20 protein-coding genes, 1 tRNA gene and 1 pseudogene are annotated in these 25,551 nt (G+C 70.9%); 11 read left to right on the top strand and 11 right to left on the bottom strand.

The window, feature by feature from the left end; translation table 11 throughout:
- Positions 1-37: 37 nt before the first annotated feature.
- Positions 38-877, bottom strand: coding sequence for a shikimate dehydrogenase family protein (locus tag D9T14_RS08970; RefSeq protein ID WP_220668344.1), 840 nt, complete (start codon positions 875-877; stop codon positions 38-40).
- A gap of 29 nt (positions 878-906) precedes the next feature.
- Positions 907-1,920 (bottom strand): adenosine deaminase, encoded by a 1,014-nt coding sequence (gene add, locus D9T14_RS08965; RefSeq protein WP_119161462.1) that lies wholly within the window; start codon positions 1,918-1,920, stop codon positions 907-909.
- Positions 1,921-2,088: 168 nt separating this feature from the next.
- Between add and D9T14_RS08960 the strand changes: the two genes are divergently transcribed.
- Complete coding sequence (locus D9T14_RS08960) at positions 2,089-3,141, top strand: lactonase family protein (protein WP_119161463.1); 1,053 nt, start codon at positions 2,089-2,091, stop codon at positions 3,139-3,141.
- 225 nt (positions 3,142-3,366) lie between these two features.
- Here the strand turns inward: D9T14_RS08960 and D9T14_RS08955 are convergent, their stop codons facing one another.
- The 5 genes from D9T14_RS08955 to upp all read right to left on the bottom strand — a co-directional run bounded on the left by D9T14_RS08955 (position 3,367) and on the right by upp (position 9,725).
- Entirely contained in the window at positions 3,367-5,826 is a 2,460-nt protein-coding gene (locus D9T14_RS08955; RefSeq protein ID WP_119161464.1) for an ABC transporter permease, read from the bottom strand.
- A 6-nt stretch (positions 5,827-5,832) separates the two neighbouring features.
- Entirely contained in the window at positions 5,833-6,612 is a 780-nt protein-coding gene (locus D9T14_RS08950) for an ABC transporter ATP-binding protein (RefSeq protein WP_119161465.1), read from the bottom strand.
- Positions 6,613-6,961: 349 nt separating this feature from the next.
- On the bottom strand, positions 6,962-7,645 hold the full coding sequence (locus D9T14_RS08945; protein WP_119161466.1) for a response regulator: 684 nt from the start codon (positions 7,643-7,645) through the stop codon (positions 6,962-6,964).
- A gap of 13 nt (positions 7,646-7,658) precedes the next feature.
- Positions 7,659-8,996, bottom strand: coding sequence for a sensor histidine kinase (locus D9T14_RS08940; protein WP_232012515.1), 1,338 nt, complete (start codon positions 8,994-8,996; stop codon positions 7,659-7,661).
- 90 nt (positions 8,997-9,086) lie between these two features.
- Positions 9,087-9,725 (bottom strand): uracil phosphoribosyltransferase, encoded by a 639-nt coding sequence (gene upp, locus D9T14_RS08935; protein ID WP_119161468.1) that lies wholly within the window; start codon positions 9,723-9,725, stop codon positions 9,087-9,089.
- A 106-nt stretch (positions 9,726-9,831) separates the two neighbouring features.
- Between upp and D9T14_RS08930 the strand changes: the two genes are divergently transcribed.
- From D9T14_RS08930 to D9T14_RS08910, 5 genes are all read left to right on the top strand, one after another.
- On the top strand, positions 9,832-10,485 hold the full coding sequence (locus D9T14_RS08930; protein ID WP_119161469.1) for a tRNA adenosine deaminase-associated protein: 654 nt from the start codon (positions 9,832-9,834) through the stop codon (positions 10,483-10,485).
- Between the two features lie 43 nt (positions 10,486-10,528).
- Positions 10,529-10,960: a nucleoside deaminase gene (locus tag D9T14_RS08925; protein WP_182482056.1), complete on the top strand. Its 432-nt coding sequence runs from the start codon at positions 10,529-10,531 to the stop codon at positions 10,958-10,960.
- A 73-nt stretch (positions 10,961-11,033) separates the two neighbouring features.
- Positions 11,034-11,121, top strand: a tRNA-Ser gene (locus D9T14_RS08920).
- A 579-nt stretch (positions 11,122-11,700) separates the two neighbouring features.
- Positions 11,701-12,795 carry a hypothetical protein gene (locus tag D9T14_RS08915; protein WP_119161471.1) on the top strand — a complete coding sequence of 365 codons (1,095 nt, stop codon included), beginning with the start codon at positions 11,701-11,703 and terminating at the stop codon, positions 12,793-12,795.
- A 22-nt stretch (positions 12,796-12,817) separates the two neighbouring features.
- Positions 12,818-14,332 carry a potassium/proton antiporter gene (locus D9T14_RS08910; protein WP_119161472.1) on the top strand — a complete coding sequence of 505 codons (1,515 nt, stop codon included), beginning with the start codon at positions 12,818-12,820 and terminating at the stop codon, positions 14,330-14,332.
- A gap of 25 nt (positions 14,333-14,357) precedes the next feature.
- Here the strand turns inward: D9T14_RS08910 and D9T14_RS08905 are convergent, their stop codons facing one another.
- Positions 14,358-14,867 carry a LytR C-terminal domain-containing protein gene (locus D9T14_RS08905; protein WP_119161473.1) on the bottom strand — a complete coding sequence of 170 codons (510 nt, stop codon included), beginning with the start codon at positions 14,865-14,867 and terminating at the stop codon, positions 14,358-14,360.
- Positions 14,868-15,236: 369 nt separating this feature from the next.
- Positions 15,237-15,581 (bottom strand): annotated as a pseudogene (locus D9T14_RS08900) (class I SAM-dependent methyltransferase); the annotation flags it as partial.
- A 679-nt stretch (positions 15,582-16,260) separates the two neighbouring features.
- Between D9T14_RS08900 and D9T14_RS08895 the strand changes: the two are divergent.
- The 5 genes from D9T14_RS08895 (at position 16,261) to D9T14_RS08875 (ending at position 21,900) form a co-directional block, all read left to right on the top strand.
- The gene (locus D9T14_RS08895; RefSeq protein ID WP_119161534.1) at positions 16,261-16,488 is read left to right on the top strand and encodes a FeoA family protein; all 228 of its coding nucleotides are present in this window, start codon (positions 16,261-16,263) and stop codon (positions 16,486-16,488) included.
- 120 nt (positions 16,489-16,608) lie between these two features.
- Positions 16,609-18,495, top strand: a complete 1,887-nt coding sequence (gene feoB, locus D9T14_RS08890) for a ferrous iron transporter B (RefSeq protein ID WP_182482057.1) — start codon at positions 16,609-16,611, stop codon at positions 18,493-18,495.
- A gap of 11 nt (positions 18,496-18,506) precedes the next feature.
- Positions 18,507-19,094 (top strand): NifU family protein, encoded by a 588-nt coding sequence (locus D9T14_RS08885; RefSeq protein WP_374955784.1) that lies wholly within the window; start codon positions 18,507-18,509, stop codon positions 19,092-19,094.
- 71 nt (positions 19,095-19,165) lie between these two features.
- Positions 19,166-20,737, top strand: a complete 1,572-nt coding sequence (locus D9T14_RS08880; protein ID WP_119161477.1) for a helicase HerA-like domain-containing protein — start codon at positions 19,166-19,168, stop codon at positions 20,735-20,737.
- Entirely contained in the window at positions 20,734-21,900 is a 1,167-nt protein-coding gene (locus tag D9T14_RS08875) for a galactokinase (RefSeq protein ID WP_197720628.1), read from the top strand. The genes D9T14_RS08880 and D9T14_RS08875 overlap by 4 nt, the downstream gene beginning before the upstream one ends.
- A 66-nt stretch (positions 21,901-21,966) precedes the next feature.
- Here the strand turns inward: D9T14_RS08875 and D9T14_RS08870 are convergent, their stop codons facing one another.
- Together D9T14_RS08870 and pknB are read right to left on the bottom strand one after the other, a co-directional pair.
- Positions 21,967-23,634 (bottom strand): serine/threonine-protein kinase, encoded by a 1,668-nt coding sequence (locus tag D9T14_RS08870; protein ID WP_170175635.1) that lies wholly within the window; start codon positions 23,632-23,634, stop codon positions 21,967-21,969.
- Between the two features lie 42 nt (positions 23,635-23,676).
- On the bottom strand, positions 23,677-25,479 hold the full coding sequence (pknB, locus tag D9T14_RS08865; RefSeq protein ID WP_119161479.1) for a Stk1 family PASTA domain-containing Ser/Thr kinase: 1,803 nt from the start codon (positions 25,477-25,479) through the stop codon (positions 23,677-23,679).
- Between the last annotated feature and the right edge of the window lie 72 nt (positions 25,480-25,551).

Here is a 25,551-nt window from a genome sequence, read left to right as displayed (position 1 = left end):
GCCGGCTGGTTCGCCACGGCATGCCCGGCGAGCCGTTTCACTGCTGGCGGCGGGCCAGCTCGGCGGCGCAGGCATCCAGCAGGGGTTCTGGTTCGGGCGTCAGGCCGGTCATGAGACGTACCTGTCCGATGCCCTGGAAGACGAGCAGGTCGATGCCGTCCACGCTCACCCGGCCAGCCGAGGCGGCGGCCAGCGAGAGCGCCGAGGGGTACCGCTCGTAGAAGACGTCGAAGATGGCCGGGGCTGCCCGGACGATCTGCGCGGCCTCGTCGTCTCCGAAGCCGGTCGGTGCGGTGGACAGCAGCAGATCGGCGCGGTCGGTGCCCAGATCGGGCAGCCGGTCCCAGCCGATCACGTCAAGGTCGATGCCGTACCGGGCGGCGACCTCGTCCAGGCTGGCGTGGGCGCGGTCGGCGCTGCGGGCGACGACCTCGGCGTGCCGGACCCCGATGCGGGCCAGGGCGGCCAGGCCACTGCGGGCGGTGGCGCCCGCGCCCACCAGGATCGCGCTGTCGGCGCTCGTCAGGCCGCGGTGGGCGAGGGCGTCGACCATGCCGGGCACGTCCGTGTTGTAGCAGCGGTTGGGCTGCCGGAACCCGGGCGCGGCGAAGATGAGCGTGTTCGCCGCGTTCAGCGCGGTGACGAGCGGCTCCGGTGAGCCGTGGGCTATGATCTCGGACTTGAACGGCATCGTCACCGACAGCCCCACCCAGCTGGAGTCCAGGGCGGCCAGGAACTCGTCCAGGTGCCCCGGCTCCACGTCGATCGCCTCGTAACTCCAGCCGCTCAGGCCGAGCGCATCGTAGGCGGCCATGTGCAGGGCGGGTGACAGCGAGTGCGCGGCGGGGTGGCCGATGACGGCGCAGCGGTGCGACACGGGAACGGCCTTCTCCGGCCCTCGCCCGGTCATCGTGCCCCACCCAGGTACGCGTCGATCTCACTGCGCAGCCGCGCCTTGAGGTCCAGCGGCGCCCACGAGATGTCGACCGCATTGCGGCACAGCAGGGCGAGGAATGCCTCGTCCACCCCGCCCTCGTCGGCTACCAGCTGGAGGTTCTCGGCGATGTAACCGCCGAAGTAGGCCGGGTCGTCGGAGTTGATGCAGACCTTGACACCCCTGGCGACCAGGTCCTTGACCACGTCGATCTTGGAGCCCTCCGAGATCCGGGTGTTCGAGATGGGACACGAGGTCAGGCCGATGCCCTTGTCGGCCAGTGCCTGCACCAGGGCGGGGTCCTCGACCACATTGGTGCCGTGGTCGATGCGGGCGGCCCCGATGTCCTCGACGACCTGGCGGATGTGCTCGATCGAGCCGGCGATGTCGACGTCGCAGTGCATGGTCAGCAGATAGCCCTCCTGGCGGGCGCGGGCGAACACCTCGGCGAATCTGCCGGGGGGATTGCCCGTCTCGTCCGAGTCGAGACCCACGCCCAGGATCCAGGCCCGGTAGGGCAGCGACTCCAGCAGGGTGGCCATGGCGTACTCGGGCTGGAAGTCGCGCAGGAAGCACATGATGAGCCCCGAGCGGACACCGAGCTTCTGCTCGGCCTCGAGCTGGGCGCGGCGCAGACCCTGGATCACGGTGTCGAACGGCACACCCCGGCAGGTGTGCGCCTGCGGGTCGAAGAACATCTCCACGTACCGCACGTTCTGCGCGGCGGCCTTCGTGAGATAGGCCATGACCAGGTCGTGGAAGTCCTCGGCGGTGCGCAGCACGTTCATGCCGTCGTAGTAGCTGTCCAGGAAGGACGCCAGGTCGTCGAAGTCGTACGAGGCGCGCACCTGGTCGACGGTGTCGTGGGCGAGCGCGATCCCGTTGCGCTCGGCGAGGGCGAACTTCAGTTCCGGTTCGAGGGTGCCCTCGATGTGCAGATGGAGCTCGACCTTCGGCAGGCCGGCGACGAAGGGGCTGATGTGCATGGGTCAGACCTCACTGTGGCGGGAGCGGGCGAGCGCCCCGGATCGGTGGTGGCACCGACTCTACGCATTCGGCCCCCGAGTCGTTCCCATCGGTCTCCTTTTGGAATGGTGGTGGAATCGAACCATTCGCTCCAGGCTCGGCATCCGTTGCCCTGTTAGCGTGGGTGAATGGCCATGTACCTGTGTCTTGTCGCCGGGCGTCTCGACGGCGTGCTGACCTCGATCCTCGTCGACGACGAGTCCGGTGTCGTACGGGTCGCCGGGCGCACCGGCACCGGCCCGCGGCCCATGCCCCTCGTCGTCGACGCCGCCCGATCCCTCGTCCACGTCGGCAACGGAGGGGAGCCGCACAGCATCACCACCATGTCCTGGGCCGCCGACGGGACGACGAACCCGGTCGCCACGGTGGAGTGCCCGATCGTCCAGACCTACATGAGCGTCGTCGGTGACCTGCTCATGGCCGTCAGCTACACCGGATGCGAACTGGCCTGCGCGCGGCTGGGCGCCGACGGACTCGTCGACGCCGCCAGCTGGCAGGTGACCGGCAGCGGCCGCCAGCCGCACTGCGTCGTTCCCAGCCCCGACGGCCGCCACGTCTACCTGAGCCTGCTCGGCGAGGACCGCCTCACCGGTTTCCGTGTCACCGGCGGCGGGCTCGTGCCCGACGAGACCCTCGGCGTCCGGCTCGGGCACGAGTCCGGGCCGCGGCACATCCGCTTCTCGCCCGACGGCTCCTCGCTCTACGTCACCGAGGAGTTCGGCGGCAACGTCGTCCATGTCCGCCGGGAGGGTTCCACCGGTGCCCTCACCCCGAGCGGAAGCACCATGAGCTGCGTCGCGCCCGGAGCCGGGCTGCGCCACGGCGTCTACGTGCCGCCCGGGCGCGAGCCCTCGGCAGACGAGTCCGACCGCCGCATCTGGGCCTCCGACCTGGTCATCGACCCGGACGGCGGCTGGGCGGTGGCCGCCGAGCGGCGCGCCTCGGCGCTCACCATGGCCGCGCTCAACCCCGACGGCAGTTTCGGCGCCCGGCTCGCCCAGCTGGGCACCCAGCCCCAGCCTCGCGGCATCGGCCTCATCGGGGCGCACCTGGTGATCGCTGGCGGCGAACTCGGCCAGTCGGCCAGCATCTACCGGGCCGACACCACTGGGCTGAGCGAACTGGCCGTCGTGGACGGTCTGGGCGGCCCCATCTGGATGGAGTCCGTGCCACTGGGCTGAGCGGTCCTCCATGCTGGGCGCTGGCCCCGCCGGACGGTGATGATCGGTTGCCGGTCCGGGCCCATCCCGTGGGGCGCCCGGAGAAAGGCGGGTCCCCGGGTGCGGCGGTGAACCGCTGCCCGGGGACCCGCGCCGCGCCGGACACACCGGGAAGGGCGGGTGTGTCGGCGCGGCCGCTGCCGGCCGCCGCGGTGTCCTGTCCCCTGGCCCGCGGCGGCCGGCGGGTCATTCGGCGGCCAGGGCGGCCGCCGGGCTCACCTTCACGGCCCGCGAGGCCGGGGCGAGCGAGGCCAGCCAGCCGGAGAGCAGGGCGACCACCGCGATGAGCGCCAGCCTCAGCCACGGCAGGTCGACGACCATGCTGATGTCGGGGGACTGCAGCAGCGCTCTCGCCCCGACGATGCCGAAGACGACGCTGAGCCCCAGGCCGATGACGGTCGCCACGGATGCCAGGGTCATCGACTCCAGGGCGACCATCTTCCGTACCTGCCCCCGGGTCATGCCCGTGGCGCGCAGCATTCCCAGCTCCTGGGTGCGTTCCAGCACGGACAGGCTCAGCGTATTGCCCACGCCGACCACGGCGATGAGCACGGCGATCGCGAGCAGGGCCGTGGCCACCAGGAGCACGACATCGATCAGCCGCTGGTACACGGCGCGTTCGACCGCGTTGCTGCTGATCGGGGCGTTCTTCAGGGCGTCGATCTGGCCGAGCTGGCTCGTCACACGCTGGGCGTCGGCCTTGTCGGCGTACCGCACCCAGACGTGGGTCGAGGCGTCGGGTGCCAGCTGGAACATCGTCGCCGGCGTGACGACCAGGGCATCCGGGTAGGCGGGCGAGACCCTGGCGGTCAGTTCGACGCTGCGGTCGCCCTGGCTCACCATGACCTGCTGCCCGTCGATGAAGTCGGTGTCGCTGGTGAAGAGCTCGCTGTCGCGTACTCCCTCGTAGCGCTGCGGGGCGCGGGTGATCTGGGCCGCCGCATGTGAGACGCCCACGATCTCCACCTCCTTCGACATGCCCCCGCTCTCGGCCTGCGCCTGAGTCGCGGTGACGCGCTCGGCGCCAGTCACGTCCTGGGTGTCGCGGATCTGGTGCAGCACCCCGTCGCTGACCTCGCCGGCGGGGGCCACGATCGCGTCCTGCGGGTAGTGGTTGCCGAGCTCGCGGTCGACCGTCGCCTGGGAACAGGCTGCGCCCACCGTGAGGGTGCCGATGAGTGTGACGCCGACGAGCAGCGCGTTCGCGGTGGCGGCCGCCCGGGCCGGGTTGCGGCGCGAGTTGGACACGGCCAGTTCACCGGGGACGCTGGTGCGGCTGAGCGGAGAGCCGATGACCCTGGCCAGGGCCGGGATGAGGCCGCGGCCCAGGACGATGACGCCCAGCCAGGCAAGGGCCGCGCCGGCCATCGCGGTGAGGATGGTCGCCGTCCGGTGGGCCTCGTCGTCGAGCGTACCGGCCATGCGCCAGCCGGCGACGAGCAGGGCCACGCCGGCCACGGCCAGCAGGGCGCCCAGGATGCCGCGGACGAGGCCGAGCTGCTTGGTCTCGGCGGCAGCCAGCTCGGGGTGCAGGGCCGCCAGGGGGGCGACGGAGGTGGCCCGGCGGGCCGCGCCGAGACTCGAGACGAAGGTGATGAGGACGCCGACGACGAAGGGGGCGATGAAGGCGCTCGCGCCGGCGCTGAACGTCACCTCCGTGGTGAACAGGCCCTGGCCGAAATGCAGGAAGACCCATGTCAGGCCGACACCGGCGGCCAGGCCGGCCGCCGAGCCGATCGCGCCGAGCATGAGGGCCTCGCCGATCACGGTGGAGAACACCTGCCCCTTGGTGGCGCCGACGCAGCGCATCATGGCGAGCTGGCGGGCGCGCTGGGCGACCAGGATCGAGAAGGTGTTGGCGATGACGATGACCGAGACGAACAGGGCGATGCCGGCGAAGATCAGCAGGAAGCCGGTGATCGAGCGGGACGCGCCGGCCATCTGGTCGATCTGGTATTGGGCCTGTTCGCTGCCGGTACGGACGGCGAAGCCGCCGTCCTTGATGGCCGCCGCCTCGCTGATCGCCGTCTTGAGGGCCTCGGGGTCGTCGCCGGAGACCATGATGGAGCTGTAGCCGGGGATTCCGGTGATTGCGACGGCGCCGCTGTCGGTGGCGAAGAGATAGTCGCTGCCGGGGGAGGAGACCGCGTCACTGCTGGCGTCGATGAAACCGACGACCTTCGACTGGGTCTGGCTCTGGTCGGCGTAGGACTGCGTGGTGATCTCCTCACCGAGTTCGATGCCGTAGCTGTCGCGCAGATGTATGTTGACGGCGACCTCGCCGTCGGTCTGCGGCAGACGGCCCTCGACGAGGGTGGTCTTGTCGGTGAGTTCGGGCAGGTTGTTGACCCCGACCTGGGCCTTGGCTCCCATGCGGAACAGCTGAGCCCAGCTCCCGTAGGCGGCGCGGGCCTGCTCCACTCCAGGAGTGGCGGCCACGGCGTCGACGGTCTGCTGCTCGATCGGCTTGGCGTCCTCGTGGTCACCGGGGCTGATGACGACGGCCGCATCCCGGACCTGTCCGGCTGCGAGCTCGCGGATGGACGCATTGAGTGAGCTCGCGAACAGCAGGGTCGCGGTCATGAAGGTCACGCCCAGGGCGATGGCGATGCCGGCGCTGAGCAGCCGACGGGGCTGGCGGATCATCAGAGATCACCGCTCTCGGATTGGTTGCCCCGGAAGCCGTCGGCCCGGCTCGGGGGACAGCGGGCTCCGTCCGGTGGTCTCGTGCAGGCGCTTGTCCGCGATGATCCGCCCGTCGGCCAGCTGCAGCAGCCGGTCGGCGTAGCCGGCGACGTGCGCGTCATGGGTGACCATGACGATCGTCTGCCCGAGCTCGTGGACGCAGCGCGCCAGGAAGTCGAGCAGCTCGTCGCTGGAGGCCGAGTCGAGGGCGCCGGTCGGCTCATCGGCGAAGATCACGTCGGGGCGGGTGATGAGCGCCCTGGCGGCGGCGACCCGCTGGGACTGGCCGCCGGACAGTTCCCCCGGGCGATGGTGGAGGCGTTCGGTCAGGCCGAGCACCCCGATGACCGTGTCGAACCATGACTGGTCGGGCTTGGTGCGGGCCAGCTTGAGCGGCAGCAGGATGTTCTCGCGGGCCGTCATCGTGGGCAGCAGATTGAACGACTGGAAGATGAAACCGACACGGCGCCGGCGCAGCAGCGTGAGGGACTTGTCGTTGAGGGCCGTGGCGTCGACCTGGCCGATGAGCACCCGGCCCTCGGTGGGGGTGTCCAGCCCGGCCGCGCAGTGCATGAGCGTCGACTTGCCCGACCCTGACGGCCCCATGATCGCGGTGAACTCGCCACGCCAGAAGTCAACGCTGACGTGGTCGAGGGCCACGACGCGGGTATCGCCCTGCCCGTAGATCTTGGTGAGTTGCTCGGTGCGGACCGCCGTCGTCAGCGGTTGCGCAGTCGTTGTCGTCATCTTCTGTCCTCGGTATCACATCGGAGCGCGACGAGGGGAAGCATTCGTCGCAGTGCTTCCATCGTGGCGCCGGGGATCCTGCTCGTGCATCGGGCGCTAGGCGGGTTCGCGGCTCATCCTGTGGGATGAGTAGGCATGGCACCATCGTCTGATCGGAGGAGCCCGGCGGTCTCCGCTGCTCGGGCCCAGAGCGGGGCCGAGCAGAACCGGTTTCTTGCCCGGTCCGAGCTCTGCCCGGCGGCCGTCGGCAGTGTTCCTTCTGCCTGGTCAGGGCCGCCGAAGGACGGGTCTCCTGCCGGTCCGAGCGCTGCTGCGGGCAGGGGCGAGGAAGTGGCTGCGGCCGGTGCGCTCAGCCCCGCGGCTGCACCATCCCGGCGTCGTAGGCGAAGACGACCATGTGCACGCGGTCCCGCAGCCCCAGCTTGGCGAGGATGTGGCTGACGTGGGTCTTGACGGTGGCCTCGCCCAGGAAGAGCTTGGCGGCGATCTCGGAGTTGTTGAGGCCCTGGCCGACGAGCGTGAGCACCTCGCGTTCGCGTTCGGTGAGCGCCTCGAGTCGTTCCCGGGCCGTACTGGTCTGGCCCGCCTTCGGCAGCGTGGGGACGAAACGCTCCAGCAGGCGGCGGGTCGCACTCGGCGCGACGACGGCCTCGCCCGAGGCGACGGCGCGGATGGCGGCCAGCAGCTCGGCGGGCCCGGCATCCTTGAGCAGGAAGCCCGAGGCTCCGGCCTGTAGGGCCGAGTAGACGTACTCGTCCAGGTCGAAGGTGGTCAGGACGAGCACCTTCGTGTCGGTGGCGGCGGTGATCGCCTCGGTCGCCGCCACCCCGTTAAGGTGCGGCATGCGGATGTCCATGAGAACCAGATCGGGACGGTCCTGCGGGGCCGCGCCGACGACGGCGTCGACCGCCTGCCGGCCGTCGCCGACCTCGCCGACCACCCTCATGTCCGGCTGCGCGTCGAGCACCATGCGGAAACCGACACGGACCATCTCCTGGTCGTCGGCCAGCAGCAGCTTGATGATGGCGTTCATGCGTTCTTCCTCGTCAGATCGGTGGTGCGGGTCGCAGGGCCGGGACGTCCGCCGGGTCGGCCCCGGTCAGGGGCTTCCTAGCAGGTTCTTCGGTCTCGCCGACCGGGATGGTCGCGAGCACCTCGAAACCGCCGTCCAGGCGCGGCCGTGCCGTGATCGTACCCCCATAGGGGGCGACGCGCTCGCGCATCCCGATGAGTCCGTGGCCGTGTCCATCGTCCTCGGTGATGCCGCGGCCGTCGTCGCGGACGCTGATCATCAGTCCTGACCCGGTGTGGCTGAGGTGCACCCAGGCGTGCGCGCCCGGCCCGGCGTGCTTGATGATGTTCGTCAGGGACTCCTGAATGATGCGGTACGCGGCGGCCTCGCGTCCCGGGCCGAGCGGCGGATGCGGGGCGGGGGAGTCGTCGACGGCGTAGGTGATGTCCAGCCCGGAGGCCCGGGTCGACGCGATGAGCGCGCCGATCTCGTCCAGGCCGGGCTGGGGGGCCATCTCCGGGCCCTCGCCCTCGCGCAGCACGCCGACGAGTTCCCGGGTCTCGCGCAGGGCCTCGCGCGAGGTGGCGCCGATGCGGGCCAGGGCGGAGCGGGCCAGGGCGATTTTCGCCGCGTCGTCCCCGGACTGGTCGAGGGCGTAGACGGCGCCGTCGGTCTGCACGACGATGACGCTCAGGGAGTGGGCGACCACGTCGTGCATCTCGCGGGCGATGCGGGAACGTTCCTGCTCGGCGGCCAGCTGGGCGAACCGGTCCCGTTCGGCGGCGATGGCGTCGGCGCGGTCCCTGAGGGTGCGTATCGTGGTGAGCCGCTCGCGGGTGAAGGCGCCCAGCAGCCAGCTGGCGAAGACCAGGACCGACAGGGTGACGAAGACGAATGCCATCTCCGTCGTCCGGTTCCGCTGCGCGTCCGGTGGGCTGGGGAAGCCGAATGTCCAGCTGATGGCCGCGGCCAGTGCCGCGGCGATGCCCAGCAGCAGCCACAGCCTGCGGGCCCGGTCACTGCCGTAGGCGGCGATGGCGAACATCATGATGAGCACATGAACGTTGGAGACCACGGGCTCTGGCATGACGGCGAGCTGCGCCAGGTGCGGGATGACGAGCAGGGTGCAGGCCAGGGCCGGCCGGGTGCGCCGCCAGATGAGCGGCGCCGCGTAGGCCAGGCCCCAGACGATCATGAGGAACTGGTTGAGTTCCGTGTCGGGGAGCGTGACGTTGTAGTAGTCCGTATTGTCGGGGAGGGCGATGAGGAATCCGCGTGTGGTGAGCACGGCGGGCTGAGCCAGGAGGAGGGCCCAGATCGTGTCACCCGCCATGGGGTGCAGCCCGAACCAGTCGGTCAGCCGCTTGATCATCTTCACGCGGCAAGACTACGGGCGGACCCGGCCAGACCGAATCCACTCGCCGAAGGAGATATTCGGTCCGGCGGCTCGCGGCGCACGGGACTACTCGGCCAGGCCGTAGAGCCGGTCGCCGGCATCGCCCAGGCCGGGCACGATGTAGCCGCGCTCGTTGAGGCCCTCGTCGATCGAGGCGACGACGAGCGTGCAGGCGATGCCCTTCTCGTCCACGAGCGCGCGGACCCGTTCGATGCCCTCAGGGGCGGCCAGGATGCAGATGCAGGTGATGTCGTCCGCGCCGCGCTCGGCCAGGAAGTTCACGCAGCCGGCCAGTGAACCGCCCGTGGCGAGCATCGGGTCGAGGACGTAGCACTGGCGGCCGGACAGGTCGTGCGGCAGGCGCTCGGCGTAGGTGGTGGGTTTGAGGGTCCGCTCGTCGCGGGCCATACCGACGAAACCCACCTCGGCCATCGGCAGCAGGCGGGTGAAGCCTTCGAGCATGCCCAGGCCGGCGCGCAGGATCGGCACGGCCAGCGGCTTCTCGCTCAGCTTGGTGCCTGTCGTGGAGGACACTGGGGTGGTGATCGCGACCGGGGCGACGCGCACCTGACGGGTGGCCTCGTAGGCCAACAGGGTCACGAGTTCTGCGACGAGCAGACGGAAGGTCGGGCTCGGCGTGCTCTCCTCACGCAGGTGAGTGAGCTTGTGAGCCACGAGGGGATGATCAACAACACGCAGTTCCACGGCCCCGAGTGTCCCATACACTTGGGTTACTCGGTGAATGGGGCACGAGTGCCGGGTGGAGAAACCGGTGAGAACGAAGCGGTGGACGGTCATAGAGGAGGTCGACATGGCTGACGACACGACGAAGGATTTCGACGACGAGGACGCCGAGGAGTTCGACAGCCTCGACGACCGTGAGGACGCCGACCGCGGTGTGATCTCCGACGACTACGACGACCTCGACGACGATGACGATGAGGACGAGGACTTCGATCCCGATGACGACGAGGACGAGGACGACTACGAGGACGCCACCGCCGAGGAGATCGACTTCGTCGCGGCCCTCTACCGCGAGGACGGCGCGCCGGTCGTCACGCCCCTGCCCGACGCCTGCGCCAACGACCTCGACGAGCTGATCGCCCAGCTGCGCCGCATGCCCGGCGACACCGGGGCCACCGGCGTCGTCAGCGTCAACGGCGAGTTCTTCGTGATCTGCCGCAGCAGGGGCCGCCAGGTGCAGGTGCTGCTGTCGGACTCCCTGGCGAGCAACGACTGGCCGCTGGCCCGCGACGTCGTCGACTATCTGGGGCTCGACGTCCCCGACGAGGACGAGGACTCCGAGGCCGTCGGCGATCTGGACATCCTGGCCGACCAGGGCGTCTCCGAGTTCGACATGGAGAACATCCTCGACGATCTCGACGAAGACTCCGGCGAGCTGGCTCACCGGGTCGTCTCGAAGATCAAGTTCGCGCCGCAGTTCGACCGCGTCATCCACCTGTGAGGCCCGCGCTCCGGGGCCGGGGATGAGCCGCTGGGACGCCGCCATGGCTGCGGCGCTCGAGGCCGCACGTGCCGCCGGTGCCGCCGGTGACGTCCCGGTCGGCGCCGTGGTCCTCGACTCGGCCGGTTCCGTCATCGCCGCCGCTGGAAACCGCAGGGAACGCGACGCCGATCCGGTCGGTCACGCCGAGGTGCTCGCCCTCCGCGCCGCGGCCCGGGCCCTCGGGCGGTGGCGGCTGGACGACTGCACGCTCGTCGTCACCCTCGAACCCTGCACGATGTGCGCCGGGGCCGCCGTCGCGGCCAGGGTGGGGGCCCTCGTCTTCGGTGCGTTCGACCCGAAGGCCGGGGCGGTGGCCTCGCTCTTCGACGTCGTGCGCGATCCGCGGCTGAACCACCGTCCCAGGGTCGTTAGCGGCATCATGGCCGAGGACTGCACCGCTGTCTTGGACGAGTTCTTCACCGGCCGGCGTTGAGCTGGCCGGGGGCGCGTCGCCACATGGCCACAGGATTTGAGCCGGGGGCTCCCGGATCGGTAGAGTTCTTGGCGGTGACGTGTCTGAGCGGCCGAAAGAGCTCGCCTCGAAAGCGAGTGTGGTGCAAGCCACCGAGGGTTCAAATCCCTCCGTCACCGCCACACCGAACCGGTGCGAGAGCCCCTGGCCAGGACGCGGCTCCTGCCAGGGGCTCTTCGCCGGCCCGGCCAGGGCGCGTCCCGACCGGCCGAACGCGCTCGTCGCTGGACCGTTCTGGGCAGGGGGACAGGTCAGCCGGTCGTTGCGTACCGGGGCGCCGCAGGGGGACCGCCCGATGGCGCGATGGTCACAACGGCCAGGCAGGCCCGCCGATGCCTGCCGCGAGTCGTCGCCGGCGAGTCAGGCGATGATCCACGACCCGGAGTCCCGTCGAGAGCCCGCAGCAGAGCCTCCGGGATCGGCGCGGGGCGGTCAGCGCCATGCCGTGGGCGGTCGTGGGGCAACACCTCACCGCCATGGCCGACGAAGGCTTCCTGCCCGCCTCGTCCTGGTTGATTGCCGGCCGGCTCCGGCGCCCCGGAGGTTGAATCTCCTTATGAATTGGGGGTTTCCGGTAAACTTCCATCACGGGTTCTGTCCTGCCGGGCCGCTGGGGGGTTCGGCTCGCGCCGAGATGGACTGTCTCCGGGGCGAATCAGGGTGTTCCCGTACTAGTCATTGACTGTTTGGAGGCGGACCGTATGGCACTGGCTGAGTCCCGCGTCACGACACGGCGCTCCCTGCCCGTCGGCATCTTCTCCGTGGTCGTCGCCGTCGTACTCGTCGTCATCGCCGTGGTCTGGTACCGGTTCGGCACGCCGAGGACGTCCATCATCTGGCTCGTCCTGGCCCTCCTCGAGGTCGTCATCGCCATCCTCATGCTGCGTCCCATCGCCTTCCACGTCACCGTCGACGAGGACGGGGTGCGCAGCGAGGGCCACTCGCCGTGGTCCATCGACCGCGCCAGCATCGCCCACGGCGGCGTCATCGCAGCCAAGCACCCGACCGTCTGGGTGCGGCCGGTGAAACAGGCCGCGCTGAAGCGTTCTCAGGGCTACACCGAGACCACCGTCGTCCCCGAACGCTGCTATCTGGCGCCGGTCAGGCGTTCGCAGGCCGAGAACATCGCCCGCGCGCTCGCCTCGATCGGTATCGAGGCCGGACGAAAGGCCAGCCCCGACGAGATCAACAAGATCGGCGCCTTCAGGCTCGGCACCACGACCATGGGGCTGACCGGCGTCGCCGCACGGGCCGCAGCAGAACCCGAGGCCGAGCCCGGCGCCACGCCCGCTCCGGCCGCCCCGGTGGGCCCCGAGGCCCCGGATCGGGCGGTCCGCGCCGACGCTGTTGGCCAGGAGCCCCCCGATCCAGGGCGACAGGAGGCCACCGAGCCCCCCGATGCGGACCATGTCATCGAGGCCACCGAGCCCATCGGCTGGCCGCGGCTGGCCCGGGCCGGTGAGGCCGAGGCGGTGGACTCCGGCGGCGAGCCACGCCGTTCCGAGCCCATCGGCTGGCCGGTCAACGCCCGCCGCGCCACCGCCGAGGAGGACGCCGCCTGGCTCTACGGCGAGAAGGCCGCCAGCACCGTCATCATCACCGAGGAAACGGCGCCGCAGCGGGCCTCCCGGGCGTTCCGGGGCGGGAACGAGCCGAGCGGGGAACTGCCCCGCCGTGCCCGCCGGGCCGTCCCCGAGGACGACGAGGACGACCGGCCGACCCGCCCGATGCGCGCCATCACCGACGACATGACATACGCCGAGGCCCTCGGTCTCGGCCCGGACCCGTCCAGCTGACCACCTGCACGAGAGGAGCCCCATGGCAGCAGCCGACCTGACGCTGCTCGTCGCTGCCGCCGTGGCGCTCGTGGCGATCGCCGCCGCCCGCCTGGGCACGCGCGCCGGCCTGCCCGCGCTGCTCCTGTTCCTGCTCATCGGCGTCGCCCTGGGCAACGCCGGCGGCGTCCACTTCGACGATGCCGCGCTCGCCTATGATCTGGGCTTCATCGCGCTCGCCCTCATCCTCATCGAGGGTGGCTTGACGACCTCCTGGACCCAGATGAAACCCGTGCTCGGCATAGGCCTGGCCCTGGCCATCATTGGTTCGCTGGTGACCATCGCCGTCATCGGCCTGTTCGGCTACTTCGTCCTGGGGCTGCCCCGGGCCGTCGCCTTCCTGCTCGGCGCCGTCGTGGCACCCACCGACGCCGCCGCCGTCTTCTCGGTGCTGCGCGGCGTCTCGCTGCCCCCCAGGGTGCGGGCCGCCCTCGAGACCGAGTCCGGTTTCAACGACGCCCCGACCGTCCTGCTGGTCATCGCCGGAACCGACCTGGCGATGGGCCATCATCCGTCGGGCGGCATGCTCGGTCTGGCCGGCAAGGTCACCGGCGAACTGGCCATCGGCGTCATCGCCGGCCTGCTCATGGGGTGGATCGGCGTGCAGTGCCTGCGTCGCCTGTCGCTGTCGAACTCCGGCCTGTACCCGCTGGCCGTCATGTGCTGGGCCCTCGTCACCTACGGCCTGAGCGAACTCGTCCACGGCTCGGCGTTCGCCGCCGTCTACGTCTGCGCCGTCGTCCTCGGCAACGGCCAGCTGCCCCACCGGCACGCCACCAGGTCCTTCGCCGAGGGCATCGGCTGGGTCGCCCAGATCGGGCTGTTCGTCATGCTCGGGCTGCTCGTCCACCCCTCGACGATTGACGGGAGCGACATCGGTGTCGGCATCACCCTCGGCCTCGTCCTGACCTTCTTCGCCCGGCCGCTGGCCGTCTACGCCAGTACCGTCTGGTTCGGGGCCGGCTGGCGGCAGCAGGCCTTCATGAGCTGGGCCGGCCTGCGTGGCGCGATACCGATCATCCTGGCGACCGTCCCGCTAGCGGCCGGCATGCCCGGCTCGGACGTGCTGTTCGACATCATCGTCGTCTTCGTCGTCGTCTTCACCGCGCTCCAGGCCCCCACCCTGCCGTGGGCGGCCAGACGACTCGGCCTCGTCGACCCGCGGGCGGCCACCGACGTCGACATCGAGGTGGCCCCCTTCGACGAGCGTCGCGCCGACCTGCTGACCGTCAACATCCCGGAGGGCTCGCACCTGGCCGGCGTGCGGGTGCTCGAACTGCGCCTACCCCGCAACGCGGTCGTCGCACTCGTCATGCGCGGCGACGAGTCCTTCTCGCCCGACGGCGACACCGCCCTCGAGACGGGCGACCAGATCCTCGTCGTCACCCCCGCCGACCAGCGCGCCAAGGTCGAGGCGCGGCTGCTGGCCGTCGGCCGGCAGGGCCGGCTGGCCGGGTGGACGAGGAAGCGGCCGCAGCGCCACCGGGAACGCCGATGACGCAGCTTCCCGGTGCCGACGGCAGTCAGGATGAGGGCGTGGCGCCGGCGCTGGTCTGCGCGACCGGCAGGCAGACCTTGCCCGAGGGCACGTCGATGGTGGTGGCGGCGTCCGCGTTGAAGCCCTGCCCCAGGTCATCGGTGAGGATGACGTCGACCAGGCCGTTCTTGCGGTTGTCTGTGTCGATCACGGCGCCGGGGAAGAACGAGGCGACGAGCTGCACCTGCGGATCGTCTCCGGAGGCACCGACGATGGTCGTGCCCGTGTAGTCGTCGTCATCGGTGTTGCCGGTGGTGTTGATGACGAAACCGACGTCCTCCATCTGGGAGGCGATCGTCGTGGCCTGGCCCTTGACGGTGCCGGCGTTGTAGACACGCACCTGCACCTGATCGGTGCGCAGCACCATGAGCGAGGTGGTCTCGCACACGCTTGTCGGGCCGAGCGGCTGGGTTACCATGCGGACACCCCACCAGCCGGCGAAGACGACGAAGCCCAGCAGCACCACCAGGACCACGGGGGTGTACCACTTGCGCATGGGACTGCCTCTCTCACGCCGCCACGTTTCGCGTTGACACGGCGCATGCGTGCCCGCGCCGGAAACCCGTCGTGTGCTCACCGGCGGGCCAACGACGCGCCGTACAGCGCCCTGTCCGAATCATAGACGCACCGGGCAGCGGCGTCGCCGGTCTCAGCCGTGCCGGGCCCGCCTGGAGCGCATGGTCCGGTCTGCCCGCAGGAGCGGACAACCCGAGACGGCCGGGCAGCGCCAGGCCGGTGCCGTGCGTCATGATGCCGTATCTCATCGGCAGGGTAGCGGGCCTGGTCGGCGCGGGTCATGGCCGGCCGCGCCTCCCGCGGGGCAGGAGCTGGCTGCGCGCATCCTCGTTCGCGTCCACCCGCGCCGCTAGCGCAGCGCCTGCCCTCGGATGACAGGAGCGAGTTCGCCCACGAGACCGCCGGTGCGCAGTGTTTCCATCTCCACTGCGGAGAAGCCGGCCTGGTTGATGAGGGTGGCCGTGTCCCGGCTCGGGTCGCACCCGTGTGCCAGGCACCGGGACAGGGGGCTGATGAGGCTCTGCAAGCGGTGGGCGGCACTGCCGGGTGCGGCCATGACGTGCTCAAAGAACACGAACCTGCCGTGAGGGCGCATCACCCTGAGGATCTCGGCGAGGGCGCGTGCGGGGTCGGTGACTGAGCACAGGGATGTGGAGCAGACGACGCCGTCGACGCTGGCGTCTTCCAACGGGAGCCGCTCGGCAGGGGGCGCCCAGCATCCTGGATCGGGGGCGGGAACGAACGGCGGCTGTCAGACGTCGCCCCGGCCTGGGTTCGAGAGCCAGCCACTGGGCGGTCGGATCGAGTACTGCACCAACCGCCCCCGCGCCGACGTCGAGCACCGTGCCCCGCAGGGTGGGAATGACGTGGTTCCTCCACCGTCGTTGCTCCGCGGGCATGGACAGTGACGTCGTCACTGCGGGTGACGGATTCATGCCCCGACGGTAGCAGTGCCGTACCTGTGTCATGGGCGGATCCGGGCGAACTCGAGAGAGCTGCACACCGGCCGACGGTAGGACCCGGCATCGGGGAAGACGCGTGCACGCCTCGCTGGAAAGCAGCCGCGTCACCTGCCGCCGGAGCCGCCAGTGCACGGTGCAGTGCCTCGATCATAGACGCCCGCGTCATGGCCGCGGCCGTCATCCCGGCCGCCCACGGCACCGCGGGGTGATGGGGGATCGGCGCCACCATCGCCCGGAACGCCGGCCGGCCACTGGTCCCGATCAGTTCTCGACCCACCTGTTCAGCGAAGGCTTGCCTGGGGTTATCCTCTGATGTAGTGACCACCCCCGGCTGGAACCCAAGCAAGGAGGTCTGCAGTGTCAGCAGCCACGACGATCAGCCGACGTTCCTCCGTGGACGGGACCGTTCCCATGACGTCCCTCCGCCCGGGTGACACCGGTGTCATCTCGCACGTCGACTCCGATCTCGATCATTCCGTGCAGCACCGGCTGTGCCTGCTCGGCTTCTGCGAGGGGCGTGAGATCACCTACGTGCGCCGCGCCTTCTGGTCCGGGCCCCTCGTCTTCCGGGTCTGCGACGTGCAGATGTGCATCCGCGCGGAGCAGGCGGCCATGATCCACGTGCGGACCGACGCCTGAGCGACGGCCCCTCCCCTCACCCATCTCGACCCTGCAGGATGATCGCCCATGCCCTCAGCCCTCAGCCATTGCACGCCCGCTGGCGCGGACGCCCCGGGCGGAGCTCCCCGCATCGCTCTCATCGGCTCGCCCAACGGCGGCAAGACCACGGTCTTCAACCGGCTCACCGGCCTGCACGCCAAGACCGGCAACTACCCGGGCGTCACCGTCTCGCGCACGGCCGGGGTGGCCCGCATCGGCGGTGCGGAGTACCACATCGAGGACCTGCCCGGCGCCTACTCGCTCAGCCCCATCTCGCCCGACGAGAAGCTCGTCGCCGACCTGCTGAACGGTGAGGTCAAGGGCATCGGCGTGCCCGACGGCCTGCTCGTCGTGGCCGACTCAACGGCCCTGCGCCGCTCCCTGCTCCTGTTCGCGGAGGTGGCGCAACGGCACCTGCCGACCGCCCTCGTCCTCACCATGGGCGATGAGCTGACCCGGCGCGGCGGCTCGCTCGACACGGAGGCACTGAGCCGGGCGCTCGGCGTACCGGTCGTCTCCGTCGTGGCCAACCGGGGCGTCGGGATCGGTGAGCTGCGCCAACTCGTCACCGGCTGGCGCGACTGGTCGGTGCCGCCCGTCGACCCGCCCACCGACACCGCGGAACTGGCCGGCTGGGTCGACTCCGTGCTCGCCGCCGCCGGCTACCGGGATCCGCGCGCCGACGCGCGCACCGAACGCATCGACCGCGTGCTGCTGCACCCGGTGCTCGGCACGGTCATCTTCTTCGCCGTCATGTTCGGTTTCTTCCAGGCGATCTTCACCTGGGCGGCCCCGCTGCAGGACGGGGTCGAGGACTTCTTCGGCTGGCTCGCTGCCCTTGCCGGCGAGCACATCGACAATCCGCTGCTGTCCTCATTCGTCGCGGACGGCCTGCTCGGCGGGGTCGGCGGCGTGCTCGTCTTCGTGCCGCAGATCGTCATGATGTACTTCATCATCGCGCTGCTCGACGCAGTGGGCTACATGTCCCGGGCGGCCTTCCTCATGGACCGCCTCATGAGCCGCTTCGGGCTGGAGGGCCGTGCCTTCGTCGCCGTGCTGTCGAGCTTCGCCTGCGCGATCCCCGGCATCATGGCCACCCGCACCCTGCCGAACAGCCGCGACCGCATCGCCACGATGCTCGGCGTGCCGCTGGCCACCTGCTCGGCCAGGCTGCCCGTGTACATCCTGCTCGTGGGCATCCTCGTCCCCGACGGCACCCGGGTCGGCCCGTTCAGCGGCCAGGGCGTGGCCATGTTCCTGCTCTACCTGCTCGGCGGGCTCTCGGCCCTCACCGCATCGGCCATCGTCAAACGCATCACCGGACGGCACGACGGGATCCTGCCGTTCTACATGGAGATGCCGCCCTACCGCATCCCCACCCCACGTTCGGTCGGCATCGCCATGTGGGAACCCACCAAGGCCTTCCTGCGCAAGGCCGGCACCATCATCCTCGCCACGACGATCGCCATCTGGGCCCTCACGACGATCCCGATCCGCAGCGACGCGGAGCTGACGGCCGTCGGCGTCGACCCGGGCGACGAGGTGGCCGTCACCGCCTACACGATGGAGCACTCGGCCGCCGCTGCCGTCGGCAAGGCGATCGAGCCCGTCTTCGAGCCGCTGGGCTTCGACTGGCGCGTCGACGTGGCACTGCTCGGCTCGCTGGCCGCCCGCGAGGTGTCCGTCTCCGCGCTCGGCCAGATGGCCGCGAGCCTCGACCCGGAGGACGGCGCCGAGGTGGCCCAGGCCCTCGACGACTGGACCTACACCGACGGCCCGCACGCCGGCGAGAAGGTGTTCACGCCCGCCACGACCGTCGCCCTGCTCCTCTTCTTCGCCTTCGCGCTGCAGTGCATGTCCACCGTGGCGATCATGCGGCGCGAGACTGGGGGCTGGAAGTGGCCCGGCATCGCCTTCGGCTACATGTTCGCCCTCGCCTGGGTGATGGCCTTCCTCGGCCGTGCCGTCACCCTGCTCATCACCTGAGGGCCACCGGCATGAGAGCCATGCGAAGCCGCCTGCGCCGCCGCGGCAGCCAGGACGCCCGGCCGGGGCGGGGGCCATCCCCGGCAGCCACCCACCCCGAGCGCACCGGCGACCCCGCCGTGCTGCGCTGGGCGGTTCACGGCGTCGAGCTGCCCTTCGCCGGGTCGCTCGTCGCGGCGCCAGGCCTGGACGGGCTGCTCGGCGCCGAACTCGAGGCCGTCACCGTCGTACCCGGCGCCCTGCTCGTCACGGCCGCCCACGGCGGCTCGTGGCGCGAGCTGGGCCCGCGGGTGCGCACCGCGCTCACGACCGCCCTCGGCTCGGTCGATGACTGGGTTCCGGGCCCGGACGCGCGGCCCCTGGATGCCGACGAGACACTGCACTGGAGCGCCCGCGAACTCATTGACGGCCCGGTCGGTGAGCTCGCCGCCGTGCACGGCGGCGCCATCGAACTCGTCGGCGCCCGTGACGGCGTCGTCACGGTGCGCCTGCGCGGCGCCTGCCGCGGTTGCCCGGCGGCAGCCCTCACGATGACGCAGCGCCTCGAGACCCAGCTGCGACGCAGGGTCCCGGGGGCGCGGGCCGTCGAGGAGGCCTGAGGGTTCCCCGGCGCCCGTGCCGCCGATGACAGAACCCGGCTCCCCCGAACCGGTGTGAGAAGCTAGGAGTCATGGTTGACCAGCAGCTGTCCGCCGAGCAGGTGGCCGCGATCCGGGAGAGCTACGCCTTCACCGAGCCCGCCATCGACCTGGGCGTCCTCGACAACGGCGGCGAGCCCGTCACCGACACGCGCATCCGCATCCCGCTGAGCATGCTCACCCGGCACGGCCTCATCGCCGGCGCCACCGGCACCGGCAAGACCATCACCCTGCAGCTGCTCGCCGAGTCACTCAGCGCAGCCGGCGTCCCGGTCCTCGCCGCGGACGTCAAGGGCGACCTGTCGGGGATCGCGCTGCCCGGCGTGGCCGGCGACAAACTCGCCGCCCGCACCGCCGCCAACGGCCAGGACTGGGAGCCCAGGGCGAGCCCCGCCGAGTTCTACGCGCTCGGCGGTCAGGGCGCCGGCATCCCGCTGCGCGCCACCGTCAGCGCCTTCGGACCCCTGCTGCTCAGCAAGGTCCTCGGCCTCAACGACACCCAGTCCTCCACCCTCGCCCTGCTCTTCACGTACGCCGACAAGGCCGCTCTGCCGCTGCTCGACCTGGCGGACCTGAGCGAACTGCTGGCGTACCTCACCAGCGACGAGGGCAAACCCGAACTCAAGGGCATCGGCGGCGTCTCCACGGCCACCACCGGTGTCATCCTGCGCAAGATCACCGAACTCGCCGCCCAGGGCGGCGACGTCTTCTTCGGCGAACCCGAGTTCGACACCGCCGACCTGCTGCGCACCGACGCCGATGGCCGTGGCATCGTCTCGGTGCTCGAACTGCCGAACGTCCAGGACCGGCCGGCGCTGTTCAGCACCTTCCTCATGTGGCTGCTCGCCGATCTCTACCACGACCTGCCCGAGGTCGGGGACGTCGACAGGCCCCGGCTCGTCTTCTTCTTCGACGAGGCCCACCTGCTCTTCGACGGTGCCTCCAAGGCGTTCCTCGACCAGATCACCCAGACGGTGCGCCTCGTGCGGTCCAAGGGCGTCGGCGTTTTCTTCATCACCCAGCAACCCACCGACCTTCCCGAGCCGGTGCTCGCCCAGCTCGGCAGCCGGGTGCAGCATCAGCTGCGGGCACACACCCCGAACGAGGCGAAGGCCCTCAAGGCCACCGTCAACACCTATCCGACGAGCGGCTACGACCTCGGCAAGGCATTGCAGGGCCTGGGCATCGGGCAGGCCATCGTCACCGTCATGAACCCCGACGGCGCCCCGACCGAGGTCGCCTGGACACGCGTCTTCGCGCCCGCCTCTCAGATGGGTGCCGCACCGGCCGAGACCATCGACCAGATGGTCCTGGCCAGCGCGCTGACCCCCAGGTACGCCCAACCCGTCAACCGGGAGTCAGCCCAGGAGATCCTGGCCGCCAAACTCGCCGCCGGGGCCCGGGCCGCCCAGGCCGAGGCCGCGTCCGCCCAGCCGGAGCGTCCCAGTCGGTCCGGGGCGGCGCCCAGGACCGCCGGCGGCCGCGGCCGGCAGGGCAAGTCGGTCGTCGAACAGGTCGTCGAGTCCTCGGCCTTCAAGCAGTTCGCCCGCTCGGCCGGTCGTGAGATCGTCCGTTCGCTCTTCGGCACCGGGAGGCGCAAGTGAGTACCGCACGAACATTCGCGGACCGGTTCCGGGAGCACTTCGGATACGCCCCGGCCGGTGTCTGGTCGGCGCCGGGCAGGTTCAACCTGATGGGCGAGCACACAGACTACAACGGCGGTTTCTGCCTGCCGGTCCCGCTGGACCGGCGCACCTGGGTGGTGGCGGCGGCCCGCGACGACGACCGCCTCCGCATGGTCTCCCTGGACGTCCCCGGCGAGGTCGACGTGCAGCTCGACGAGGTGAGTGCCGGTACCCCGGGCGGCTGGGGCTCCTACGCCGCTGGTGTCCTGTGGGCGTTGCGCACGGCCGGTCTGCCGGTGCGCGGCGCCGACCTGCTCATCGGCTCCGATCTGCTCATCGGGGCGGGCCTGTCCAGTTCGGCGGCTCTCGAGTGCTCGGTGGCGGCCGCTGCCTCCGACCTGTTCGGCCTGGGCCTGCTCGCCGACGATGCCGGCCGCGCCCAGCTGGCGCGCCACTGCCAGAGCGCCGAGAACGAGATCGCGCTGGCACCCACCGGCGGCGTCGACCAGACCTCGGCGCTGCGCGGCGTGAAGGGCCACGCCCTGCTCATCGACTTCATGAACCAGACGCTGCGGCCGGTGCCGTACGACCCGTTGCACGGCGGCGTGGGGGTTCTCATCGTCGACACGAAGACCAGGCACTCGTTGTCGTCCGGGCACTTCGGCGACCGGCACGCCGAGTGCGACCGGGTCGCCGCGCTGCTCGGCGTCGATCTGCTGCGCAGGGTGGGCGTCGGCGACCTGCCCGCCGCCGAGGCCAGCCTGGGCGACGAGACGTTGTTCAGGCGGCTGCGCCACGTCGTCACCGAGAACGCCCGCGCCGTCCAGATGGCCGACGACCTCGAGACCGGCGACTGGCGGGCCGTCGCCGAGGCCATGACGGCCGCTCACGCCTCGATGCGTGACGACCTCGAAGTGAGCGTGCCGCAGATCGACCTGGCGGTCGAGACCACCATCGCGGCGGGCGCCTGGGGCGCGCGCCTGGTCGGCGGTGGGTTCGGCGGCTGCGTCCTGGCCGTGGTTCCGTTCAGCCGCGTCCGCGCCGTGGCCGGTGCTGTCCGCAAGGCCTACGCCGGGGCCGGCTACGAGGACCCCGACGGTTTCCTCGCCACCGCCGGGTCACCGGCCGGGCGCGACCTGTAGATCCCACCGGGGGCCGGGCGCCGTGAGGGCGCGGGCCGGGGATGGGACGTCTGGGCCGGTTCGCGCTCACTCCTCGTCGTCGGTCTCGTTGTCTCCGAACCCGTCTCCGGTGCCGCCACCCTGCTGGGCCTGGGTGCTGTCTCCCGTGGCAGTCGGCTGCTGCGGGTAGTAACTCTGGTTGCCCTGCGAGTCGTAGGTTTGGGAACCGCCCTGGGGATAGTCGCCCCCGTTCCCGGTTGCCTGGCCATAGCCCCCGGTGCCGTTCTGCTGCGTGTCATCGGTCGCGTAGCCGCCGGAGGTGTCGTAGCTCTGCGCGGTGGTGGGCGCCGCGGTGGTGGGTGTGGCGGTGGTGGGTGTGGCGGTCTGGGTCTGGGTGACGGTCTGGGAGGGGGCCGGGTCGGCCGACTTGCGGCCCTGCGTCCAAGCCAGGGCGATGAGCCCGGCGAGGACGGCCAGGATGACGATCGCCAGGGCGATGCGCCTGCCCCTGCCGTTCTTCTTGCTGTTCCCGGTCTCGGCCGGCACCGTGCCGGTCCCGGCTGCCAGCGCCCCGCCCCCGGTGACCAGGGCCGTTGGCGTGCCGGTGGTGGCACCGGGGGCTGCCGGAACCGGTGGCAGAGCGTCGACCGCGGTCGAGCCCGCGGTGTCCTGGCCGGCCGGGAGGACCCGGGTGTGGCCCTCGGCCGTGGCGTCCGCGTCGGCGCCGGTGAACGCCGTGGGGGACATGGCCATGGTGGCCGCATCGGCGGCGGGGCCGGCCACCGGAGGCGGGGCGACGAGGCCAGGCGCCTGCGGGTCGCCCTGGATCGCGTTGAGGGCGGCGACCACCTCGTCGGCGCCGGGACGGTCCTCGGGACGCTTGGCGAGCAGTGCGGCGACGAGGTCTTCGAGCGAGGCCGGGGCGTCCGGCAGTCGCGTGCGCAGCAGCGGCGGCGTGTCGTAGACCTGGGCGCGGGCGACCGCCACCGGGGACTCGCCGGGGAAGGGCGGCTGGCCGGTCAGCACCGTCATCATGAGGCAACCGAACGAGTACATGTCAGAACTCGGCCCGACGCGCTCGCCCGAGGCCTGTTCCGGCGACATGTACGCGGCCGAACCGATGGCCGTCATCGTGCTCGTCAGCGCCGTGGTCTGCTGGTCGTTGAGGCGGGCGATGCCGAAGTCGACGAGCTTCGGCGTGCTGTGCAGGTCCTCGGAGGTGAGCACGACGTTGGCCGGTTTCACGTCGCGGTGGGTGACACCGAAACGGTGGGCCGCGCCCAGGCCCGCCGCGACCTGGGCCAGCATCGGCAAGGCGGCCTGCCAACCGATCGGACCCTGCTTCGTGACGACCGTCTGCAGATTGGGGCCGTGGAGGAATTCCATGACGATGTAGGCGCTGTGCCCATCGACCCCGGAATCATGGATCTGGACGACATTCGGATGGTTGAGCCCGGCTGTGGCGACTGCCTCGCGGCGAAAACGCGCCTCGGCGCTGGGGTCGGCGCTCGTGGCCAGGTTGATGGTCTTGATGGCCACCTCGCGCTGCAGGATGGTGTCCTGCGCCCGCCAGACCTGGCCGATGGCGCCGGCGCCGATACGCTCGACGAGCCGGTAGCGCCCGTCGCGCAGTGAGGCGATGAAGTCATCCGCGCCTGCCTCGCCCGGGATGGGCGTCCGGCGTGTCGGCCGCGCGCCGTGGTCCTGGTCGCGGCCGGGGGTGGTGTTGCCGTCGAACGGTTCGTCAGTGCTCACAGACCCATTGTTCCCTATCCGTGTCACGGCTCGGCCGGGCGATCACGGGCCCGCTGAGCGGGAGCTGCTGCTCGACGTCGTCGGGCTGGGAGAGCTCGTGCCGTTCCCGTGGGGCGTCGATGAGGCCCTGGGGGTCGTCGTTACCGCGGGGGCCACCGCGACCTGGATCGTCACCTGATCCGTGCGGGAGTACAGCTGGCCGGCCGCCACTGACTGGTCGAAGACCGTGCCCTCGGGGTAGTCGGAGGTCTCCCGCTCGATGACCTGGACGTTCGTGAAACCGGCGTTGGCCAGCACCCGGACCGCCTCGGCCTCGGTCATCCTCGAACTGGAGACATTGGGCATCCTGGAACGGCCGGTGGCGCGGTAGAGCGTCACCGTCAGCTCCGGGTCGACCGAGGTGTTCGCTGCCGGGTTCGTCGCGATGATCTTGCCGGCCTCGTCGGTGATCTGCTCCTGGTCCTCGCCGGCGTCCTTCGTCACGACGTTCGTGAAGCCGGCCGCGCGCAGCGCCTCACGCGCGTCATCCTCGTCCATGCCCGTCACGTCGGGGACCGTGCCGGCGGCCGGGCCGTCATTGACCGTGATGACGACCGTGGAATTGATCGGCACCGTCGTGCCCTCGGCCGGATCGGTGGCGGTGACCTGTCCTTTCGTCGCCGAGTCGCCGTTGGTGTGCTGCACTTGTGGGTCGAGGTGGTAGTTCTTCAGCGTCGAGACGGCCTGCTCCTGGGTGAAGCCGATGACAGCCGGGACGGTCGTCTGCTGGGCCTCCTGGCGGATCTCGCGCAGCCGGATGCCGCCATAGACCAGCCCGGCGGCGATGAGCGCCAGAATGATGAGGAGAATCACCGTCGGCGTCGAGATGCGGCGTTTCTTCTCCGGGGCCGTGTCCTCCGCGTTCCGCTCCTCCTCATCGGACAGGGCGCGGGCCGGCCGGCCGATGACGGCAGTGGGTGCGTCGGCGTGGACGGCCGGTATCTGCGCGGTCACCTGCTGGCCCTCGAGGACTCGGAAGATGTCCTCCCGCATCGCTCGGGCCGTCTGGTAACGGTCGTTCGGGTTCTTGGACAGGGCCGTCATCGTGATGGCGTCGATGGCCGGCGTGACCTTCGGCGAGAGCGTGCTGGGCAGTACGGCGGTCTCGCGGACGTGCTGGTAGGCGACGGCCACCGGGGAGTCACCGGTGAACGGGGGCCGGCCGGTGAGCAGCTCGTAGAGCAGGCAGCCCGCCGAGTAGATGTCGGATCGGGAGTCGACGGTCTCGCCGCGGGCCTGCTCGGGCGAGAGGTACTGGGCGGTCCCGATCACGGCGGCGGTCTGGGTCATCGTCGCCGAGGTGTCGGCCACGGCGCGGGCGATGCCGAAGTCCATCACCTTCACCTGCCCGGTGGGGGTGATCATGACATTGGCCGGCTTGATGTCGCGGTGGATGATGCCGTGCTGGTGCGAGTAGTCGAGGGCGTCGAGGACGCCCTGCGCGTAGGCAAGCGCCGCGACGGGCCCGATGGTGCGGCCCTCGCGCAGCATCTCGCGCAGGGTGCGGCCGCTGACGAGCTCCATGACGATGTACGGCACGACGACCCCGGACGCCTCGTCCGTCTGGCCGCCGGTGTCGTAGACCGACACGATGTTCGGGTGGTTCAGACCGGCCGCCGACTGCGCCTCGCGGCCGAAGCGGGCCTGGAAGGTCGGGTCGGTCGCCAGGTCGACGCGCAGTCGTTTGATGGCGACGTCACGGTCGAGCCGCAGGTCGCGCGCACGCCACACCTCGGCCATGCCGCCGCGTCCGATGATCTCCTGGAGTTCGTAACGGCCGCCGAGGACGGTGTTGGCAGCGGTCATCGCCGGTCTCCTCTCCTCATCGTGTCGTCGGGCCATGCCCCACGCGTCCGCTCCGGGCCCGCCGTTCCTCCC

It is taken from the genome of Propionibacterium australiense (assembly GCF_003666605.1).
GTDB classification, from domain to species: domain Bacteria; phylum Actinomycetota; class Actinomycetes; order Propionibacteriales; family Propionibacteriaceae; genus Propionibacterium; species Propionibacterium australiense.
The sequence above is the reverse complement of the archived record's forward strand: the minus strand, read 5'-3'. Positions and strand labels throughout refer to the sequence as shown.

Coding starts and splice junctions, on each gene's coding strand:
- D9T14_RS08895 (WP_119161534.1), top strand. CDS start 16,261: ATGACGTCCCTCCGCCCGGGTGACACCGGTGTCATCTCGCACGTCGAC.
- D9T14_RS08925 (WP_182482056.1), top strand. CDS start 10,529: ATGGCTGCGGCGCTCGAGGCCGCACGTGCCGCCGGTGCCGCCGGTGAC.
- D9T14_RS08960 (WP_119161463.1), top strand. CDS start 2,089: ATGGCCATGTACCTGTGTCTTGTCGCCGGGCGTCTCGACGGCGTGCTG.
- D9T14_RS08940 (WP_232012515.1), bottom strand. CDS start 8,996: ATGATCAAGCGGCTGACCGACTGGTTCGGGCTGCACCCCATGGCGGGT.
- D9T14_RS08880 (WP_119161477.1), top strand. CDS start 19,166: ATGGTTGACCAGCAGCTGTCCGCCGAGCAGGTGGCCGCGATCCGGGAG.
- D9T14_RS08930 (WP_119161469.1), top strand. CDS start 9,832: ATGGCTGACGACACGACGAAGGATTTCGACGACGAGGACGCCGAGGAG.
- D9T14_RS08955 (WP_119161464.1), bottom strand. CDS start 5,826: ATGATCCGCCAGCCCCGTCGGCTGCTCAGCGCCGGCATCGCCATCGCC.
- D9T14_RS08915 (WP_119161471.1), top strand. CDS start 11,701: ATGGCACTGGCTGAGTCCCGCGTCACGACACGGCGCTCCCTGCCCGTC.
- D9T14_RS08905 (WP_119161473.1), bottom strand. CDS start 14,867: ATGCGCAAGTGGTACACCCCCGTGGTCCTGGTGGTGCTGCTGGGCTTC.
- D9T14_RS08910 (WP_119161472.1), top strand. CDS start 12,818: ATGGCAGCAGCCGACCTGACGCTGCTCGTCGCTGCCGCCGTGGCGCTC.
- add (WP_119161462.1), bottom strand. CDS start 1,920: ATGCACATCAGCCCCTTCGTCGCCGGCCTGCCGAAGGTCGAGCTCCAT.
- pknB (WP_119161479.1), bottom strand. CDS start 25,479: ATGACCGCTGCCAACACCGTCCTCGGCGGCCGTTACGAACTCCAGGAG.
- D9T14_RS08945 (WP_119161466.1), bottom strand. CDS start 7,645: ATGAACGCCATCATCAAGCTGCTGCTGGCCGACGACCAGGAGATGGTC.
- D9T14_RS08950 (WP_119161465.1), bottom strand. CDS start 6,612: ATGACGACAACGACTGCGCAACCGCTGACGACGGCGGTCCGCACCGAG.
- D9T14_RS08885 (WP_374955784.1), top strand. CDS start 18,507: ATGAGAGCCATGCGAAGCCGCCTGCGCCGCCGCGGCAGCCAGGACGCC.